Origin of the sequence: Pseudodesulfovibrio pelocollis (assembly GCF_030282845.1) — a bacterium.
GTDB lineage: Bacteria > Desulfobacterota > Desulfovibrionia > Desulfovibrionales > Desulfovibrionaceae > Pseudodesulfovibrio > Pseudodesulfovibrio pelocollis.
On sequence record NZ_JASTWE010000015.1, the window covers coordinates 22,003 to 40,744 of the forward strand.

18 protein-coding genes are annotated in these 18,742 nt (G+C 64.0%); 7 read left to right on the top strand and 11 right to left on the bottom strand.

All coding sequences use genetic code 11. From position 1 onward, the window contains the following. Window positions 1–58: 58 nt before the first annotated feature. From uppS to QQS14_RS07160, 8 genes are all read right to left on the bottom strand, one after another. Complete coding sequence (gene uppS, locus QQS14_RS07125) at window positions 59–769, bottom strand: polyprenyl diphosphate synthase (protein ID WP_285906278.1); 711 nt, start codon at window positions 767–769, stop codon at window positions 59–61. Window positions 770–781: 12 nt separating this feature from the next. After that, window positions 782–1,336 (bottom strand): ribosome recycling factor, encoded by a 555-nt coding sequence (frr, locus tag QQS14_RS07130; protein ID WP_285906279.1) that lies wholly within the window; start codon window positions 1,334–1,336, stop codon window positions 782–784. Between the two features lies 1 nt (window position 1,337). Beyond that, window positions 1,338–2,060 (bottom strand): UMP kinase, encoded by a 723-nt coding sequence (gene pyrH / locus QQS14_RS07135; protein WP_285906280.1) that lies wholly within the window; start codon window positions 2,058–2,060, stop codon window positions 1,338–1,340. Between the two features lie 101 nt (window positions 2,061–2,161). Next, window positions 2,162–2,992, bottom strand: a complete 831-nt coding sequence (tsf, locus tag QQS14_RS07140; RefSeq protein ID WP_285906281.1) for a translation elongation factor Ts — start codon at window positions 2,990–2,992, stop codon at window positions 2,162–2,164. A 2-nt stretch (window positions 2,993–2,994) separates the two neighbouring features. Further along, window positions 2,995–3,822, bottom strand: coding sequence for a 30S ribosomal protein S2 (rpsB, locus tag QQS14_RS07145; protein ID WP_285906282.1), 828 nt, complete (start codon window positions 3,820–3,822; stop codon window positions 2,995–2,997). 138 nt (window positions 3,823–3,960) lie between these two features. Beyond that, window positions 3,961–5,598 (bottom strand): glycosyltransferase family 2 protein, encoded by a 1,638-nt coding sequence (locus tag QQS14_RS07150; protein WP_285906283.1) that lies wholly within the window; start codon window positions 5,596–5,598, stop codon window positions 3,961–3,963. Window positions 5,599–6,012: 414 nt separating this feature from the next. Continuing rightward, window positions 6,013–7,068 carry an N-acetyl-gamma-glutamyl-phosphate reductase gene (gene argC / locus QQS14_RS07155; RefSeq protein WP_285906284.1) on the bottom strand — a complete coding sequence of 352 codons (1,056 nt, stop codon included), beginning with the start codon at window positions 7,066–7,068 and terminating at the stop codon, window positions 6,013–6,015. 47 nt (window positions 7,069–7,115) lie between these two features. Further along, window positions 7,116–7,403: a DUF1844 domain-containing protein gene (locus QQS14_RS07160; RefSeq protein ID WP_285906285.1), complete on the bottom strand. Its 288-nt coding sequence runs from the start codon at window positions 7,401–7,403 to the stop codon at window positions 7,116–7,118. A 315-nt stretch (window positions 7,404–7,718) separates the two neighbouring features. Here QQS14_RS07160 and QQS14_RS07165 point away from each other — a divergent pair, with 315 nt between their 5' ends. The 3 genes from QQS14_RS07165 (at window position 7,719) to QQS14_RS07175 (ending at window position 12,804) form a co-directional block, all read left to right on the top strand. After that, complete coding sequence (locus QQS14_RS07165) at window positions 7,719–8,927, top strand: efflux RND transporter periplasmic adaptor subunit (RefSeq protein WP_285906287.1); 1,209 nt, start codon at window positions 7,719–7,721, stop codon at window positions 8,925–8,927. Window positions 8,928–8,930: 3 nt separating this feature from the next. Next, entirely contained in the window at window positions 8,931–12,074 is a 3,144-nt protein-coding gene (locus QQS14_RS07170; protein ID WP_285906288.1) for an efflux RND transporter permease subunit, read from the top strand. 139 nt (window positions 12,075–12,213) lie between these two features. Continuing rightward, window positions 12,214–12,804, top strand: coding sequence for a hypothetical protein (locus QQS14_RS07175; protein WP_285906289.1), 591 nt, complete (start codon window positions 12,214–12,216; stop codon window positions 12,802–12,804). Between the two features lie 8 nt (window positions 12,805–12,812). Here QQS14_RS07175 and QQS14_RS07180 read toward each other — a convergent pair whose 3' ends face one another. Further along, a complete protein-coding gene (locus QQS14_RS07180) occupies window positions 12,813–13,622 on the bottom strand; it encodes an ion transporter (RefSeq protein WP_285906290.1) in 810 nt (269 codons plus the stop codon). 145 nt (window positions 13,623–13,767) lie between these two features. Here QQS14_RS07180 and QQS14_RS07185 point away from each other — a divergent pair, with 145 nt between their 5' ends. Both QQS14_RS07185 and QQS14_RS07190 read left to right on the top strand, forming a co-directional pair. Then, window positions 13,768–13,974 (top strand): DNA-binding protein, encoded by a 207-nt coding sequence (locus QQS14_RS07185; protein WP_285906291.1) that lies wholly within the window; start codon window positions 13,768–13,770, stop codon window positions 13,972–13,974. 17 nt (window positions 13,975–13,991) lie between these two features. After that, complete coding sequence (locus tag QQS14_RS07190) at window positions 13,992–14,489, top strand: hypothetical protein (RefSeq protein ID WP_285906292.1); 498 nt, start codon at window positions 13,992–13,994, stop codon at window positions 14,487–14,489. A gap of 46 nt (window positions 14,490–14,535) precedes the next feature. Here the strand turns inward: QQS14_RS07190 and QQS14_RS07195 are convergent, their stop codons facing one another. Further along, entirely contained in the window at window positions 14,536–14,847 is a 312-nt protein-coding gene (locus tag QQS14_RS07195; protein ID WP_285906293.1) for a zinc-ribbon domain-containing protein, read from the bottom strand. 116 nt (window positions 14,848–14,963) lie between these two features. Between QQS14_RS07195 and QQS14_RS07200 the strand changes: the two genes are divergently transcribed. Together QQS14_RS07200 and QQS14_RS07205 are read left to right on the top strand one after the other, a co-directional pair. Continuing rightward, window positions 14,964–15,866 (top strand): HD domain-containing protein, encoded by a 903-nt coding sequence (locus QQS14_RS07200; RefSeq protein ID WP_285906294.1) that lies wholly within the window; start codon window positions 14,964–14,966, stop codon window positions 15,864–15,866. A gap of 156 nt (window positions 15,867–16,022) precedes the next feature. Beyond that, a complete protein-coding gene (locus QQS14_RS07205; protein ID WP_285906295.1) occupies window positions 16,023–17,714 on the top strand; it encodes an RAD23 family protein in 1,692 nt (563 codons plus the stop codon). A gap of 24 nt (window positions 17,715–17,738) precedes the next feature. Here the strand turns inward: QQS14_RS07205 and purU are convergent, their stop codons facing one another. After that, complete coding sequence (gene purU, locus QQS14_RS07210) at window positions 17,739–18,620, bottom strand: formyltetrahydrofolate deformylase (RefSeq protein WP_285906296.1); 882 nt, start codon at window positions 18,618–18,620, stop codon at window positions 17,739–17,741. Window positions 18,621–18,742 lie beyond the last annotated feature (122 nt).

The following is an 18,742-nucleotide window of genomic DNA, read 5'->3' on the forward strand; positions in this document are numbered from 1 at the left end:
TTTGCCGTGCGGGGGCAAGGCGCGGTGCGGCCCCCTGTCATTGGCCCCGCGTGAGCGGTCAGCCAAGCTGCTCGTCGGTCAGGCCGAAGCGGCGACGCCGTCCGGCCAGTTCCGCAAATGCCTTGTCCAATTCGTCGGGGGAAAAATCGGGCCAGTAGGTGTCCGTGAAGTAGAATTCGGCGTAGGCGCATTGAAAGAGCAGGTAGTTGGACAGGCGCTGCTCGCCGCTGGTGCGGATGATCAGATCCGGGTCGGGCTGCCCTGCGGTCCACAGTTCGGCCGCGAACGCCTCCTCGGTGATTGCCTCCGGAGGCACGCCCCTGGCCGCCAGCGCCCGGGCAGCCCGCAGGATTTCGTCGCGGCCCGAGTAGTTGAGGGCCAGGTTCAGGGTCATGGCCTCGCACTGGGCGGTCTGGCGCATGACATGCTTGAGGGTCTGGCGCACGGCCATGGGCATGTCGTCGAGTTCGCCGAGCACCTTGAGCCGGATGGACTGCTTCTTGAGGCTTGATTCTTCCCGGGTGAGGAAGGTGGTCAGCAGGTCGAAGAGGGTGCGCACCTCGTCCTTGGGCCGCGCCCAGTTCTCCTTGGAGAAGGTGTAGAGCGTCAGGTGTCTGACCCCGAGTTCGCGGCAGCGGGTGACCACGGCGCGGGCCGCCTCGGTGCCGGCCCTGTGGCCCTCTGTCCGGGGCAGCCCGCGCTGTTTGGCCCACCTGCCGTTGCCATCCATGATGATGGCCACGTGGGTGGGGACTGTGATGCTTGACAAGAGAGATTGTCCCTAGATTTCCAGGATTTCTTTTTCCTTGGCCGCAAACACGCTGTCGCTTTGCTTGACGAAGTCGTCGGTCAGCTTCTGCACGTCGGTTTCGCCTTTTTTCAACTCGTCCTCGCTGATTTCCTTGTCTTTTTCCATCTTCTTGAGGGTGTCGTTGAGGTCGCGGCGGACGTTGCGGATGGCCACCTTGCATTCCTCGGTGTATTTCTTGGCGACCTTGACCAGCTCCTTGCGCCGCTCTTCAGTCAGGGGCGGGATGACGATGCGGATGATCTTGCCGTCATTGACCGGGTTGAGTCCGAGGTCCGAGGTCTGGATGGCCTTTTCCACCGCGCCGAAGGCGCCTCTGTCCCAGGGCTGGATGGTGATGGTCTTGGCATCGGGCACCGAGACCGAGGAGAGCTGGCTGATGGGGGTGGATGTGCCGTAATAATCGACCATGATGGTGTCCACCAGGGCCGTGGTGGCGCGTCCGGTGCGCAGTTTCGCGAAGTCCTTTTCCAGAGCGCCAATGGCTCCGGCCATGCGCTTTTTGCCATCGTTGAGCACGGATTGCATGTCAGTTTCCTCCTTGGACGGTCGTCCCGATGTTCTCGCCGCTGGCGGCCTTGCGGATGTTGCCTTCCTTGTACAGATTGAAGACGATGATCGGCAGGTTGTTGTCCCGGGCCATGGTGATGGCCGTGGAGTCCATGACTCCCAGCCGTTTTTCCAGGGTTTCCATGTAAGTGACGGTGTCGTAGCGGACGGCGTCGGGGAACTTGAGGGGGTCCTTGTCGTACACGCCGTCCACCTTGGTCGCCTTGAAGATGGCGTCGCACTTGAGCTCCAGCGCGCGCAGTGCGGCGGCGCTGTCCGTGGTGAAGTAGGGGTTGCCGGTGCCAGCCGCACAGATGACCACGCGGCCCTTTTCCAGATGCCGGATGGCCCGCCTGCGGATGTAGGGCTCGGCCACCTCGGCCATGCTGAAGGCGGTCATGACGCGGGTGCTGCATCCATTCTTTTCCAGCGCGTCCTGCACGGCCAGGGCGTTCATGACCGTGGCCAGCATGCCCATGTAGTCCGCCTGCGCCCGGTCCATGCCCTTGGCGCTGGCGGCCATGCCGCGAAAGATATTGCCGCCCCCGATGACCAGGGCCACCTGGAGTCCGGTGGTCGCCACTTCGGCGATCTCCTTGGCGAACTGACCGATGGCCTCGGGCTCGATACCGAAGCGCTGCTCTCCGGCCAGGGCCTCGCCGCTGAGTTTCAGCAATATCCGCGAATACCGCATCGTTTCCATTTTCACCTCAAGGTCTTTGCGTGTCACTGAAGAACTCGCCCACAGGCGATACCATGTTTTGCGATCAAAAAAAACGGGCCGTGCGGCCCGTTTTCATTTTTTTAGTCGTCGCTGTCGGCGTCTTTTGGTGCGCCCTCGCCTAGGGCCAGTCGATGGAAGCTGGCTACCTCGGCCTTGCCGAGCAGATCCTTGATGCTTTTCTTGTCATCCTTGATGAAAACCTGCTCGATGAGGCAGACTTCCTTGTAGAACTTGCTCAGGCGGCCCATGACGATCTTCTCGGCGATCTCGGCGGGCTTGCCCTCGTCCATGGCCTGCTTCATGTACAGCGCCTTTTCCTTGTCCAGGGTATCCTGGGCCAGTTCCTTGGGGCTGATGCAGGCGGGGTTCATGGCGGCGACGTGCATGGCGATGTCCCTGGCCAGGGACTCGTCGTCGGAACCCTTGAGCTCGACGACGGTGCCGAGCTTGTTGTTGGAGTGGATGTAGACGCCGATGGCATCGTCGGAGGCGACCTTGACAAAGCGGCCCACACCCATGTTCTCGCCCAGCTTGGCGATGAGGTCGGTCACGTCGGCCACCTCGGCGGGTAGGTCGGCCGCCACGCCGCTAGTCACGTCAAGCCCGGCGATCTTCTCGGACAGGGCCTTGGCAAAGGACTGGAAGTCCTCGTTCTTGGCCACGAAGTCGGTCTCGCACATGAGTTCGGAGAGGACCACGGTCTTGCCGTCGGCGGAGACGTAAGGGGTGACCAGACCTTCGGAGGTGGCGCGTCCGGCCTTCTTGGCGGCCTTGGACAACCCCTTCTCGCGCAGGTACATGACGGCCTTTTCCTCGTCGCCGCCGGACTCGACCAGCGCCTTCTTGCAGTCCATCATGCCTGCGCCGGTCTTCTCGCGCAGTTCCTTTACCTGGGATGCGGTGATGCCCATGCTTACTTCTCCTCGGCAGTGGCCTCGGCCGGAGCCTCGGCTTTTTCTTCGGTTGCGGTTTCAGCTGCGGGGGTCGCCGCGGCCTGCTCGGCGGGAGCGGCCTTGGGGGCGGCTTTGGCCTCGTCCGAGGCCTTGGCGAAGTCTTTCTGCATGGCGGCGCCCTCGATGCAGGCGTCGGCCATGTGGGTGGCGAACAGCTTGATGGCGCGGATGGCGTCGTCGTTGCCGGGGATGATGTAGTCCACCATGTCCGGGTCGCAGTTGGAATCGACCACGGCCACCACCGGGATGCCGAGCTTGCGGCACTCCATGATGGCGATGTGCTCGCGCTTGGGATCAATGACAAAGGCGGCCCTGGGGGCGTCGCCCATATCCTTGATGCCGCCCAGGGCGAGATTGAGCTTCTTGACCTCGCGGCTCATGCCCACGGCTTCCTTCTTGGTGTAGCGGGAGATGGAACCGTCCTCGAACATCTGCTCAAGGTTCTTGAGGCGGTCGATGGATTTCTTGATGGTCTGGAAGTTGGTCAGGGTGCCGCCCATCCAGCGGTGGGTGACGAAGAACATCCCCGCGCGCTGGGCTTCCTGGGTCACGGCCTCCTGGGCCTGGCGCTTGGTGCCGATGAACAGCACCTTGCCGCCCTTGGCCACGGTATCGACGATGAAGTCATGGGCCGTGGCAAACATCTTGACGGTCTGTTGCAGGTCCATGATGTGGATGCCGTTGCGCGCGCCGAAGATGAAGGGGCGCATTTTGGGGTTCCAACGGCGGGTCTGGTGGCCGAAGTGGACGCCGGTCTCCAGCATCTGCTTCATGGTAACATAAGCCATGGTGATCTCCTGGGTTTTTCGTCCATCCCGCAGCCTGTGAAGGAGCCCGTGACACCACGGGCCACCCGGAGTTATGGGCGGGATGTGTGAATTTGAAGTCCGGCGTACTTAGCGCATTCCATCGCGGATGGCAAGGGGTCAGGTGCCGAATTTCGACGCCGTTTCCCTGGTCCGGGCGGCCTCGGTCATGATCTCCCTGATGCGCTCCAGATGCTTCTTGAAAAAATAAAAGAATTTTAAATCGTTGCCAAGCACCTGGCCGAGCTGGGCATCGGTCATCCGGCGCTTGAAGCTGCCCCCGGTGTTCTGGTGGTGGATGCAGCGGACCAGCCCGCAGTAGCGGACCTCAAAGCCGCGCAGCCGCAAGGTCAGGTCGTGGGCGATGTCGTCCAGTTGGGTGGGGGAGTAGCGCAGGTCGAATTCCGGCCCGTCGGGCATGCTGGCGGTGCGCAGCAGGTGGCAGCAGCCCATGACCGTGTCGGTTTCGCGCACGAAGTCGTAGTGGCCCCGGTCCATCTGGGCCACCTGGCACGGGTCGGTCAGCTTGATGATCTCCGGCCGGGCCAGGGCAAAGGCGCGGTACAGGTACTGGATCATCCTCGGGTCCGAGCCGAAGACCACCTTGCAGCCCACCACGGCCGTGTCGGGATGGTGCTCCATGACCGTGAGGAAATGGGCCAGCCAGTCCCCGGGCAGGTCCACGTCGTCGTCGATGTAGGCCACGAACTCGCTGGCGCGGACCTCGGGCAGGGCGCCCAGCCAGTTGCGGGCCGCCGGAGCGCCCACATTGACCGGCAGGGCCACCACCGCGTAGTCGCGCCCGGGAAACAGCGCCCGGGCCGCCTCGGCCACCTCGGCGCTGCGGTCGGTGCAGCCGTTGAGCAGCACGCGGATTCTGGCCCGACCCAGGCTGGTTCCGGCCAGACTGGACAGGGTCCGCTCCAGGTGGTCGGCCTTGTTCCAGGTATAGAGGCAGATGGTCACGTCGCGTTGGTCCGGCAGTGCGGCGTCCGCCAGGGTGGGGGATTGCAGCTCGGCCAGCCGCAGCCGGGCCGGGGTCTGGGCGGGGTCGATTTCAAGGGACCTGGCGTAACAGGCCGCGGCCCGGTCCATGTCGCCCGAGGCGGCAAAGAGTTCGGCCGTGCAGTTGAGCTCCACCTCGCAGATGGCCCCGGCTGCCACGCCGGGCCACAGGGCCAGGGCGCGCTCGGTCTCGCCCGTGGCCGAGTAGTGCAGGAACAGCCGCCGTTCCCAGGGGGCGCGCACGTATTTGGGCACGGTGAAGCCCGCCAGCCATTCGTCGCTGGGCAATCCCCGCCATGCGTCGATGGAGAGCAGATGGGACGCGGCCGTCACATGGCCCGGCTTTTCGGCGAGCATGGCCAGTAGGCGGTCCCGCTTGCGGGTGAACATGGCCTCGTCGCTCAGGATGGCGCGGGGGTCGGCCAGGGCCGGGTCCAGGGCCAGGGTGCGCAGTTTGCGGATGCGCTCGCCCAGTTCCGCGTCGCCGGTCAGGCCGTGGGCGATTTCCAGAGTGGGGAGGTGAAAGGGGCCGTAGGCCAATGCCTTGCGTAGCAGCGCGGCCACCCGGGGGCGCGTGGCCGGGTGCGCGGACGCGCCGGACGTGCCCAGGATGCGGGCGAGAAAGACCTGGCACGCCTCCATGTCAGGGAGGAAGGTGTCGCAGTAGACGTCAAGAACGCTGAATATCCCGTCAAGGTCGAGGTGGTCGAGTTCCTCGAAACGGTCGGTGGGGGTGTAGCGGACTTCGGGCATGGAATCTCGGGTTGATGGTTTTTCCGGGAACCCTATCGGAAAGTGGCGGGAATTGCATCAGGTTTGATGCGGGCCGGGGGAGAAAACAGGGGCCAGCCGCCCGGTGCGACCGGCCCCGCAGGGAGAATCGTGCGCTGGCGCTTACCAAGCTCTCGAAAAAGTCAGAACATGCAGACTGTTCAAAAATGGTGAGATGCTAGGTCGAAAAAAGTTCAAGACCGAAGCGTACTTCATGTACGCAAGGATTTGATTCGCCCCGTCCTGGGGCTCCCCCCTTCGGGGCGTCGGCAGGAGCCGACGTCCAAATCCGCTGTCCTGCGGATTTGTGAACTTTTTGAATAAGCTTTCTGTACGGCTCGAAGACTCGCCTACAGTCGCTTAACGTCCGCAGATCGTCGTTTTTGAACAGTCTGCTTACGGCATCATGGGCGCCATGGGCAGCCCCTCGTCGATGTCCAGCCCGCAGATGAGGTTGGCGTTCATCAGGGCCTGCCCGGACGCGCCCCGGCAGAGATTGTCGATGGCCGAGAGAATCACCAGCCGGTTGGTCCTCGGGTCCACCACCAGCCCGATGTCGCAGAAGACCGTGCCGCGCACGTGCCGCGTTTCGGGGAGCAGCCCCTTGGGCAGCACCCGCACCAGGGGCTTGTCCGAGTAGAAATCCGTGAAGATGTCGTGCACCTCGTCGAGGGAGGGCGAGCCCTTGAGCCGGCTGTAGATGGTCGAGAGGATGCCCCGGTCGATGGGCAGCAGATGGGGGCTGAAGGAGACGGTGATGCCGTGGCCCGCGATCTTCGACAGCTCCTGCTCGATCTCGGGCGTGTGCCGGTGGGTGGGCAGCCCGTAGGCGCGGAACGAGTCCGTCACCTCGCAGAACAGGGTGCCGACCTTGGCCCCGCGTCCCGCGCCGGACGCGCCTGACTTGGCGTCGATGACGATGTCGCCGGTCTCGACGATGCCCGCGGCCAGGGCCGGAGCCAGACCAAGGATGGCCGAGGTGGGGTAGCAGCCCGGGTTGGCGATGAGCCGCGCGCCCATGATCCGGTCGAGGTACAGTTCGGGCAGGCCGTAGACGGCTTCGGGCAGCAGCCCGGCCCGGGTGTGCTCGGTGGCGTACCACTGTTCGTACACGGCCTTGTCGTTGAGGCGGAAGTCGGCGGACAGGTCCACGACCTTGACGCCCTGATCAAGCAGAGTGGCGGCGATCTCCATGGCCGTCTTGTGCGGCACGGCCAGAAAGACCACATCGCACTCCTCGGCCAGATCGGCCGGATCGGGCTGGGTGATGACCAGCTCGCCAAGGGGCAGCCGGTGCAGGAAGGGATAGATGTCGGCCAGCCGTTTGCCCGCCTCGGCCCGGGAGGTGACGCGCACCAACTCCATGGAGGAATGGTGGACCATGAGCCGGGCAAGCTCCATGCCGGTGTAGCCGGTCACGCCGACCAGCCCCGCCTTGATCATGTGGGACATGACAGTCTCCGCTTCGTTTTGTCGTTGGGGAACAGGGGGCTCGGTGTCTATCGAACCTTGTTCACGTAGGTCATGCGCAGGTTGTAGACGATGTCGCAGAGCAGTTTCTTCTCGCTGTCGTCCAGCCCCTTGTCGAATTTTTCCTTGAGCATGCCGAGCACGTCGATGGTGTGCTTGGCCATCTGCCGCTGAAGCTCCACCTTGCCGGTGCTCGGGTCCGGAGCTTCGCCCAGGGCGACCATGGCTGAAGACGACAGGGAATAGATGAAGGTGGTGAAGTTGATGTCCAGCGGAATCCCCTTCATGGGGTTTTCCTTGCAGGTGTTGTCAGCCATCCTCGCCTCCGTCGGACCGCCCGGGGTGCCTCGGCCGCGCCGTCCGGGAACCGGCCTGTTGAGTGTCCTGCGGCCAGGAATCGCGGCCGCACACAAAGGTAGTAATTCCTGCGGGCTTAGGAGTCAACAGGTACGGCCGGGCTGCGGCATTGGCAAAATTTGGCATATCATCTTGCCACCCATGCGATTTTCTTCTATGAAATTGATATGTTGACAATTATTTCTTCAGCGTTGGTTTCATGGGGAAGCAATCCCCATGGAATACGGCGACTTGCATGGTCAGGCAATCAGACAGCAAACCCGAGAGAAGACACGATGACACCCAAACGACTCATTCTGCGGCTTGGCCTTTCCCTTGCGGCGGCAGCCCTGCTCGTCAGCGGCTGCGGCGGCGAGGACAAGGGCGCGGACACGAAAACCGCCCAGACCGAGGCCACGCCCATGAAGGTGATCAAGGCCGAGACCAGGGACATGCCCTACTGGGGTGAATTCATCGGTCAGATCAATGCCGCCGAAACCGTTGACATCCGTGCCCGCGTGGCCGGGTTCCTGATGCAAAAGAATTTCAAGGAGGGAGCCTCGGTTTCCAAGGGCGATCTGCTCTTCATCATTGATCCCAGGCCCTTTCAGGAGACGCTCAAGCAGGAGCAGTCGGGCCTGGACTACAACCTGGCCCTGATCGAGAAGGCGCAGAAGGATTACGAGCGGTTCAAAAGGCTCTTTGACGAGGGCGTGGTCAGCCGCGACGAGTACGAGAGCTACCAGACTCAACTGGCCACCCTCAAGGCCCAGGTCAGCGACAACAGGGCCCGGGTGGAGAATGCCAGGATCGAGTTGGGCTACACCAGGATACAGTCACCCATCGACGGCATCATCGGCCGGGTGCAGGTGGATGTGGGCAACCTTGTCGGCCAGGGCGAGAACACCCTCTTGGCCACGGTGTCCACCGTGGACCCGGTCTACGTCAACTTCAGCGTCAGCGAGAGCGACTACATCCGCGCCATGCGCGACCAGTCGGCCAAGGACAGCCGCGACTCCCAGGTCAGGATGGTCCTGGCCGACGGCAGCGAGTACGACCACGACGGCACCTTCGACATGGTGGACCGGGCCGTGGACTCGCGCACGGGCACGCTGGGCGTGCGCGTCACCTTCCCCAACCCGGCGCACATCCTGCGGCCCGGCCAGTACGCAAAAGTGCGGGTGCTCTTCGACACCGTCAAGGGCGCGGTGGTGGTCCCGGTGCGGGGCGTCATCGACACCCAGGGCATGAAGTCCCTTCTGGTGGTGGACGAATCGGGCACGGTGCGCAGCCAGCCGGTGACCCTTGGTTTCGAGTCCAAGGATATGGTGATAGTCAGCAAAGGCCTTTCGTCCGGGGACATGGTCATCGTGGACGGCATCCGCCGGGTCAGGGCGGGCATGACCATCAAACCCGTGCTGGAGTCGATGGACACGGACAATGGCAGTGGCCAGCCCGCGCCCGACGCGGAGCACAACGCCACCGCAGCGCCGCAGGCCGGGTAGCCCATGTTCGTCAGATTTTTCATCGACCGGCCCATCTTCGCGTCAGTGGTCGCCATCATCATCCTGATGGTGGGCGTCCTGAGCCTCTTTGCCCTGCCCATAGCCCAGTACCCCCAGATATCGCCGCCCTCGGTCCGGGTCACGGCCAGCTACACCGGGGCGGACGCCCAGACCGTGGAGCAGTCCGTGGCCACGCCCATCGAGGAGCAGGTCAACGGCGCCCAGGACATGATGTACATGAGCTCCATCTCGTCCAACGACGGCTCCATGAACCTGACCGTGACCTTCGAGCTGGGCCGCGACCTGGAACTGGCCACCGTGGACGTGCAGAACCGGGTCAACCTCGCCCTGCAACAGCTGCCCCAGGAGGTCCGCAACACCGGGGTCCAGGTCAAGAAGCAGTCGCCCGAGTTCGTGCTCATCATCAGCCTGACCTCGGACCAGCCCCAGTTCGACTCGCTGTTCCTGAACAATTACGCCAAGATCAACCTCTATGACGCCATCAAGCGCATCGACGGCGTGGGCGATGTCAACCTCTTCGGCGATCAGGACTACGGGATGCGCATCTGGCTTGATCCGGACAAGCTGGCCTCCTACGGCCTCACGGTCACCGACGTGATCAACGCCGTGAACGAGCAGAACGTCCAGGCTCCGGCCGGGCAGCTGGGCATGCCGCCCGCGCCCAAGGGTCAGCAGTTTCAGATGACCTTGCGGGTCAAGGGCAGGCTGACTGACGCCGACGAGTTCGGCAACATCATCCTCAAGGCCAACGAGGACGGCAGCACGGTCAAGGTGCGCGACGTGGCCCGGGTGGAACTGGGAGCCAAAAGCTACTACACCTTCGCCAGGCTCAACGGCAAGCCCACGGCCTCGCTGCTGGTCTACCAACTGCCCGGGGCCAACGCCCTGGACGTGGTCAAGAACATCACGGCGACCATGGCCGAGCTCGAAACCTATTTTCCCCAGGGCATCGAGTATTCCATTCCCTACGACACCACCCGGTTCGTCAATTCGTCAATCGACGAGGTCATGGACACCCTGTTCGAGGCGCTCCTGCTGGTCTTCCTGGTGGTCTTCATCTTCCTGCAGAACTGGCGCACCACCATCATTCCCATGGTCTGCGTGCCGGTATCGCTCATCGGCACCTTTGCCCTGTTTCCGCTGCTTGATTTCTCCATCAACACCCTGACCCTCTTCGGGCTGGTCCTGGCCATCGGCATCGTGGTGGACGACGCCATCGTCGTGGTCGAGGCCACCCAGCGGATCATCGACGAGGAAGGCCTCTCGCCCAAGGAGGCCACCAAGAAGGCCATGACCGAGGTCACCGGGCCCATCATCGCCTCCACCCTGGTGCTGGTGGCGGTCTTCGTCCCCGTGGCCTTCATGGGCGGCATCACGGGCCAGCTCTACAAGCAGTTCGCCCTGACCCTGTCTGTGTCGGTGGTCATCTCGTCCATCAACGCCCTGACCCTGTCGCCCGCCCTGAGCGCCCTGTTGCTGCGGCCATACACGCCCATCCGTGGCCCGCTGGGCTGGTTCTTCGGCAGGTTCAACGCCGTCTTCGACGCCGTGAGCAGCCGCTACAACGCGGCGGTGGGGGCCATGGTCAGGCGCTCGTTCCTGGGCCTCCTGGTGGTGGTGGCATTCGGCGTGGGCTGCGGCGGGCTGTTCTCCATCCTGCCGTCGAGCTTTGTGCCCGACGAGGACCAAGGCTACTTCATCGTCAACGCCATGCTCCCCGAGGGCGCGTCCCTGGAGCGTTCCAACGAGGTGGCCGAGCAGATAGAAGAATATCTCGACAGCGCCCCGGGCATCCACGACTACGTCACCCTGGGCGGCTTCAACATGCTCACCGGCGCGTACTCGTCCTATAGCACTGCCGTGTTCGTCATGCTCGACGACTGGTCGGAGCGGACCAGCGCAGACCTCGCCTTCGACGCCGTCATGGGTCGGGCGCAGCAGGCGTTCCGGGGCATTCAGGAAGCCATCGTCATGGGCTTCCAGCCGCCAGCCATACCGGGCCTCAGCTCCACCGGCGGCCTCCAGTTCGAGTTGCAGGACCGCACCGGCGGCTCCATCGAGGATCTCTCGGCCGTGGCTACCGCCTTCATGCACGAGGCGGGCAAGCGCCCGGAGGTGGCCAATCTCTTCACCTCCTTCAGCGCCCAGGTGCCGCAGTACATGGTCGATATCGACCGCGACAAGGTCAAGAAGCTGGGCGTGCCCCTCAACGAGGTCTTCCAGACCATGCAGACATACCTCGGCGGCTACTACATCAATGACTTCAACAAATACGGCCGCACCTACCGGGTCATGGCCCAGGCCGAACCCCAATACCGCACCCGGCTTGACGACCTGAACCGCTTCTACATGCGCTCCGGCGACGGCCAGATGGTGCCGCTCAACACCCTGGGCACGGCGGACCGGACAACGGGACCGGAATACATCCAGCGCTACAACATCTTCCGCACCGTGGAGATCAACGCGGCCACGCCTCCGGGCTACAGTTCGGGCCAGACCATCAGGGCCATGGAGGAGGTGGCGGCCGCGAACCTGCCCGAGGGCTACAGCTACGACTGGACGGCCATGGCCTATCAGGAGAAGCACTCCGGCGGCCAGACCGGTCTCGTCTTCGCCCTGGCCATCGTCATGGTCTTCCTGGTGCTGGCCGCCCAGTACGAGAGCTGGGCCACGCCCTTTGCCGTCATCCTGTGCGTGCCGCTTGGCATCTTCGGGGCCATGGCCTCCCAGTGGATTCGCGGGCTCGACGACAACGTCTATGCCCAGATCGGTCTGGTCATGCTCATCGGCCTGGCGGCCAAGAACGCCATCCTCATCGTGGAGTTCGCCAAGGAGAAGCACGAGCAGGGACTGTCCCTGCCCGAGGCGGCCATGGCCGCGGCCAAGCTGCGCTTTCGGCCCATCCTCATGACCTCCTTTGCCTTCATCCTCGGCGTCATCCCGCTGGTCATGGCCTCGGGCGCCGGTTCGTCGAGCCGCCACGCGCTGGGCACCTCGGTCTTCGGCGGCATGATCGCGGCTACCTGCCTCGGCGTGCTCGTGGTGCCCGCCCTCTACACCTTTGTGCAGGGGGTGGCTCAGAAAGCGGGACAGGCGCTGAAGCGGGGGCTGGGCACCCAGGAATAACAGCATCGTATGGCCGCCCGGCAGGGCGGCCTCCCTTCATGGCGAAGGTTGAAACGGGCGCTCGCCTCGCCGCACCCGTGGTTGCGGCCGCGCATCCGACATGCTACCCAGCCCCGACACCATCACGGAGGCGATGTCCATGGCATATATCGAGGAATTCAGGGCTGCGGCGAGCCGCACGGCCAAGTGGGGGCTGGGCAGCTACGCCCTGCCGGAAGCAGACGGGCCCCTTGATCTGGCCATCCTCAACGAGCTTGAGGCGTCGAGCCACATCCCCTTTGGCGAGCGCGCGGGCAAGGCCATGGCCGTGAACTTCGGCATGTTCCATATGCTGGTCAAGAAGTACGGGGTGACCGACTGCGTCATTACCATGGGCTCGGTCTCTGTGGGTGGCCGGATGCTGGTGGACGCGCCCCCGGCCCGGTTCAAGGCCATGCTGGCGGACCAAAGCGGCGAGGAGTGCCTAGGCTCCTACCACCTGTGGACCACCCTGCCCGGCGGCGTGATCCTCGACCACGTCATCCTCTCGCCCCTGCATCGCGAGGGACTGGCGGACATCAACCCGATGATCCCCTCGGAGCGTGTCGTCTGCGCCCCGGGCGACGGGCTGCCCCACGGGCTCGCCTATCATCCGGCAGTGGTGGGCGAGGAGTTCTTCGTGGCCTCGGGCACCATCGACCGCGAGGCCATGAACTACCTCATGGGCGGGCGGTTTCCCAAACAGTATTGAGTCCGGTGTCAGCCCGTGTGGCCCGGCCCCAGCGGCTTGCCGCAATGGGGACAGACGGCGCTGGCGGTCTGCGCGGATTCGTCGTGCTCCACGAATCCGGCGCTCAAGATACCCGCAGGCACCGCGAACATGGCGATGCCGAGCAGGGCGATGACCGAGGCCAGCAACCGGCCCATGCCCGTGATGGGATATACGTCGCCATAACCCACGGTGGTCATGGTCACGATGGCCCACCACATGGACTGGGGGATGGAACTGAAGGCGTCGGGCTGGGCGTCGTTCTCGAAATAGTACATCAGGCTCGACGAGATGATGAGCAGGATGAGCACCGCGATGCAGGCCACCACCAGCTGTTCCTTCTTGCGCATCACGACCTTGCAGAATATCTGGATGGCCTCCGAGTACCGGCCGAGTTTGAGCACGCGCATCAGGCGCATGAGCCGCAGGGCGCGCAGAAAGACGAGGTTGGCGGGCAGCAGCAGCGGGAGATAGAAGGGCAGGATGGCCAGCAGGTCCACCAGCATCAGCGGGGAGAGGGCGTGGCGAACCTTTGCGGCCAGTCCGCTGGCCCGGCCAGGACCGCCCACCCAGACTCGGGCCGCATACTCCACAGTGAAAACGCCGACCGAGAGCCACTCGAAGGCATTGAACCAGAACTCGTTCGCGATGGAGAATTCGCGCACGGTCTCAAGGATCAGGGCCGCGATGTTGAGCAGGATGAGCGCGAGGAGGAAGGCTCTGATCGCCCTGGCCCGGGGGTCGCGTCCCTCGGGGTCTTCAAGCAGCAGGTAGAGCGTCTCTTTCAGCGGTTTGGCCATGGTGTCCTCCCGGTGGATGGACACGACTGTAAACGCCTTTGTTCCCGGCTTGTCAACGAAAGCGTCGCAGGCGGCTTTGCAAAATCCCGGCATCGGGTGTACACCCGCCTGGAACGACCCCTATATCAAACGGATGATTGTGACGATGAGGTTTACGGACAGGATTCGCCAGGAGGGCTACACCCGCTACCGCGGCGCGGTGGATGCCTCGGTGTATGAATACTTCAACTGCGAGCACTCGTGGAAGGCCGTGTGGTATCTCAAGGACGGCCATTACCAGTGCTGCGGCTGCAAGGAGCGCTGCGAGACCTCGGACCCCGACGGTTTCCAGCTTTTTCTCGACATCCGCTAGCCAGAACAGGACAGAGAATGCGCCCCATCACACAGCTGATACTGAGCCTCGCCGTCTTGGTCTGCCTGGCCTTCCCGGCCAGGGCCGACGAAATCCAGGACATGGAGATATGCCTTGGCAGGCAGACCCTCGGCCGCCTGCTGTGCAAGCCCGCCGACGAGATCAACTACGTCTCCCGGATGCGCGACGGCCTCTATCTCTTCTCGGCCTTCTACGCCAATCGCGAGACCCACTTCTTCGTGGGCGTGGACCGCAGCGTCATCCGGATACAGGGCAAGGAGTTCAAGACCGTGACCAGGACCATCCCCTATCATTTCGACGCCACTTCCAAGTGCGCGGTGGTGGACTACAAGACCCCCGGTTGCCCCATGACCGGCCCCATCGTCTGCTGCGCGGTGAAAACCGAGGAGGATCGGCAGGAGGAGAGGTTCTGGAACCGGCCCATCCCCGAACTGCTTGAAGAGGATCTGCGCCGGGCGCTGCAAGGCGTCAACGCCACCGACAACGGCCAGTAGCCGCAACGCGGCTGCGACAAAAGGGAAGGGAGCGGGTGGCACCGGGTCAGATGCGGCGCAGCCAGGCGATCAGCCCGAGCAGGGCCACGGCCGGATACATCGGCCACCACATCTCGCGCACCAGACAGACGGCGGCCACGCCGCCCAGCACGAGCACATAGGCCCAGGCCTCGACCATGCGCCACAGCGAGGCGCGCGCCAGGGGATCGATGCCCTGGTGGCGAAAGGGCGAAAGGGGACGCCCCGAGGAATCGTCCGCCGGGTTCGCGCGGCGCGACGACTGGAGCTTCCTGCCGCATTCCTCGCAGAAGCGCGCCTCGTCCGCATTTCTTTTTCCGCAACCGGTGCAAGTGATCACGGCGTGTTATCGCCTTTTCGCCGCAGAGGGTCAAGTTCGGACCGGCCGGATGGTTGACGCGGGCGGGTTTCTGTGAAAACAGCATCGGAAACTTCCCTGAAGGTATCATCCGAATAATGACCCGCTGTGTGCGCCTGATCATCAAGAATCCGTCCGAAGTGGACCGCGAGGTCCGCGCCATCGTCGCCTCCATGTTTCCAGGATTCGAGCCTGACCGCTATGGCCGGGCCTTTGCCGATGCCGACCGGCTCTTCCACGGCCGGATGGAAGGCTACCATCCCTGCGATACGGGCTACCACGACTGGCAGCACACCCTGGGGGTGCTGCTGGCCTCGGCCCGGTTGCTCCACGGCGTGCATCTCGTCCGCCACGATCTGTCGCCGCGCCTCGTCGAGCTGACCCTTGTGGCGGCCCTGTTCCACGACGCGGGCTACATCCGCCGCGAGGAGGAGCGTATCGGCACCGGCGCGCGCTTCACCACGAGCCATGTGGACCGGTCCATCGACCTGCTCGAAGCCTACGCCGACGCCAGCGGCTGGCCCGTGGCCGACATGCTGGACATGGAGAGCATGATCCGCAGCACCGACCCGGCCAGCTCGCCCCTGACCGTGGTCCATGCCAACATCCAGGCCATGCTGGCGGCGCACGTTCTGGCCACCGCCGACATCATCGCCCAGATGGCGGACGACATCTACCTGGAAAAGCTGGACCTCCTTTTCGATGAATTCGTCGAGGCAGGCATCACCGAGTTCGGGTCGCGCTTTGATCTGGCAGCTTCCACCCGGGGTTTTTACGCCTACATGCGCACCCGGATGGAGAATGGCCTCTCCAATGTCATCGGCTGCATGCCCGCCCACTTTCGGGCGCGTTTCGGCGTGGAGCGCGACGTCTACACCGAGGCGGCCCGGCGCAACATGAACTACCTGGGCCTCATCCTGGACGAGCACGGCCGGGACTATCGCGTGAGGCTGCGCCGCAGCCTTTCCCGCCGCGAGGCCCCGGCGCGCATCGCCGCATGAGGGGCCGCCCTGGACATCCCTGACCGCCGAGCCCCATCCCCTTGCCGTGTCAATGGCGACCGAGCCGGAACGGCTCAATTATATTTTGCAAAAAATTCAGATATGGCGTAGGGTTCTGGTGATAGCCATCCCGAAGAGCCGCGACATGGGGACAACATGACCGCATCAGCACCCGAATCCGGGCCTTCCCAGCTGGACAAGAACCAGCGGCTGGCCGCCTATCAGCAGAAGCTGCGCGCCCTCAAGGAGCGCTCCGCGCTCCGCGAGGTCATGGAGCGCGACCTGCTGATGGAATTCATTCGGGTGAACCACGGCAACATCAGCGAATACCCGTTGCTCAAGGCGCAGCAGGCGAGCGTCATCGAACTGCTGTGCGGTCGGGCCGGGCACCCCGGCTACGAATACATCCACAAGCATATCGCGGGCTTCATCGTCCTGCTCGGCCACTACGAAAAGGCCGTCAGGGCGGGCGATACGGAGCGGGCGGACGAGCAGCGCACCGGGCTGGTCAACACCGAGTCCATACTCATCAAATGCGTGCAGGGCATTGTCTACGCCATGGCCCTGATCACCGACAATTTCGAGGAGATCGTCCTGCGCTACTTCGGCCAGGACGCCCTGCGCGAGTATAGCGTGCTCATCGAGCAGCACGAGCTGGACGAGCGGTTCTGGAAGGCGTTTGTCCAGCAGTTCATCGCCAAGCGCGTGGCCGACGCCCACCGGGCCATCCTCGACGGCGAGCGCTTCACCGTGACCAAGGAGAAAAACTTCCTGGTCATCCGCTTCCTCTTCGACGACATCCTGGCCGGGCTCAACCCCACCAACCAGGCCATCGAGAAGACGCGCATCCAGAAGAGCTTCATCGCCAGCCGCACCGAATTCGAGGGGCGCAAACGGGTCAAGCTCATCAAGACCGTGCTGGCCCGTGGGTTGTCAGGGCTGACCCAGGCGGCCGACATCGGCGACGGCGAAGTGCTGCAGGCAGCCCGCATCACCTGCATCGACCCGGTGAGCGAGATTTTCGAGACCCTGTACGCCAAGCGCGCCCTGGCGCGCGCCGCGGGCGAAGGCTCGGAAGGGGATGAAGAGCGCAAGCGGGAGCAGACGGAGTTCAAGTTTCTGGTGGATCAAGTGGTGGCCGTGGGGCTTGGCGCGGCCATTGCCATCGGCCGCACCAGCGATCATTTCTACAACGCCCTGGAAGAGTTCGTGCCCGACCAGATCGAGGCCATCCGCCCCTTCTCAAGGGATTTCAGCATCCCCACGCTGGAAAAAATGCTCTTCTTCCTGCTGGAAAACCACACCATCCATATCCTGGCCGAGACCGGCCGCGGGGAGGGGGGCAAGATCCAGGTGCGCAGCGGCCGGGCGCGGCGGGTGTCGGCGGCAGCGGTGGACGGCCTGCCCGGCATGTCCAAGATCCGCAAGACCCAGCTCTTTGCCAACGACGCCACCCGCCAGGGCGCGCTCCTGTTCAAGCCCAAGACCGGCAAGCAACTGGCCGGGGCCATGGACATGCTCAACCTGGAGCCCGAACTCAAGGAGCCCATCGCCGCCCTCTGGGGCCAGGCCCTTTTCCGGGTGGACATCATGGTCCTGATCAATCTGGAGCAGGTGGCCAGGACGACCACCAATCTCAAGGTCAAGCTCTCAGAAATATTGGTGAAATATGGCGTGACCAAGCGTCAGGCCCCAGCCCCGTCGGGCGAAGCGGCCGCCGACTCCGGGCAGGAAGCCGCCCCCATCGGCGCGGCAGCGCAGGACGCGCCGCCAGCCGAAGCGGTCGTCCCCGGCGAACCCTTCGAAACGGAGAGCGTCCCGGCTCAGCCTGATCCCGCCGAAACCTGATCCCCGGCCAGGATCGCCTGCCCTCTATCTGCGAAAAACGATGGTCTTGTTGCCGTCCACGATGACGCGGTCTTCCAGGTGCCACTGCACGGCCCTGGCCAGGACATGGCGTTCGATGTCAGCGCCCAGCCGCTTGAGGTCGTCGATGTCGTGGCTGTGGGTGACGCGGATGACGTCCTGCTCGATGATCGGTCCCTCGTCCAGCTCTTCGGTGACATAGTGGGCCGTGGCCCCGATGAGCTTGACCCCGCGCTGGTGCGCCCGGCGGTACGGGTCGGCCCCGACAAAGGCGGGCAGGAAGGAGTGGTGGATGTTGATGATGCGCCGGTCGAACCGGGCCACGAAGTCCGGCGTCAGAACCTGCATGTAGCGGGCGAGGACCACGAGGTCCGCCTGTCCCTCCATGAGGTGCATCATGGTGTCCTCGGCGTGGACCTTGTCGCGCAGGGTCGGCCCCACCGGCACATGGTGAAAGGGCACGCCAAAGTGCTCCACCGAGCCGCGCAGGTCCGGGTGGTTGCTGATGACCATGGTCACGTCGGCCCGCATGTCGCCCCGTTTCCAGCGCCACAGCAGTTCCATCAGGGCGTGGTCCACCCGCGAGCAGAGGATGACGGTTTTCTTGGGCACCCAGACCGGGCTGAGGCTCCAATCCATGATGAATCCGTCTGTCACCTGTGTTGCGAACTCCTCGCGCAGCAGGGCCAGGCCGTCGAGGTCGAGGCCGGGCAGGAAAAATTCGTTGCGCATGAAGAAGCGGCCGCCCTCGGGGTCGGTGGAGTGCTGGTCCGAGTGGATGATGTTGGCGTTTTTCCTGTGCAAGAAGCCGCTGACAGCGGCCACGATGCCGGGCTGGTCAGGGCAGGTGATGAGCAGCCGGACCGTGCTTTCCTTGGATTCTGTCATTGTCTCACGTCACTTTTGGTCAATGGGAATGGGGCCTGGTCGCGCGCCGACCGGGACTGACCGTGGGCTGTACCCCAAAAACCGGTCGAAAAAAAGCCCTTTGCGGTCCCCGGGCGCGGACG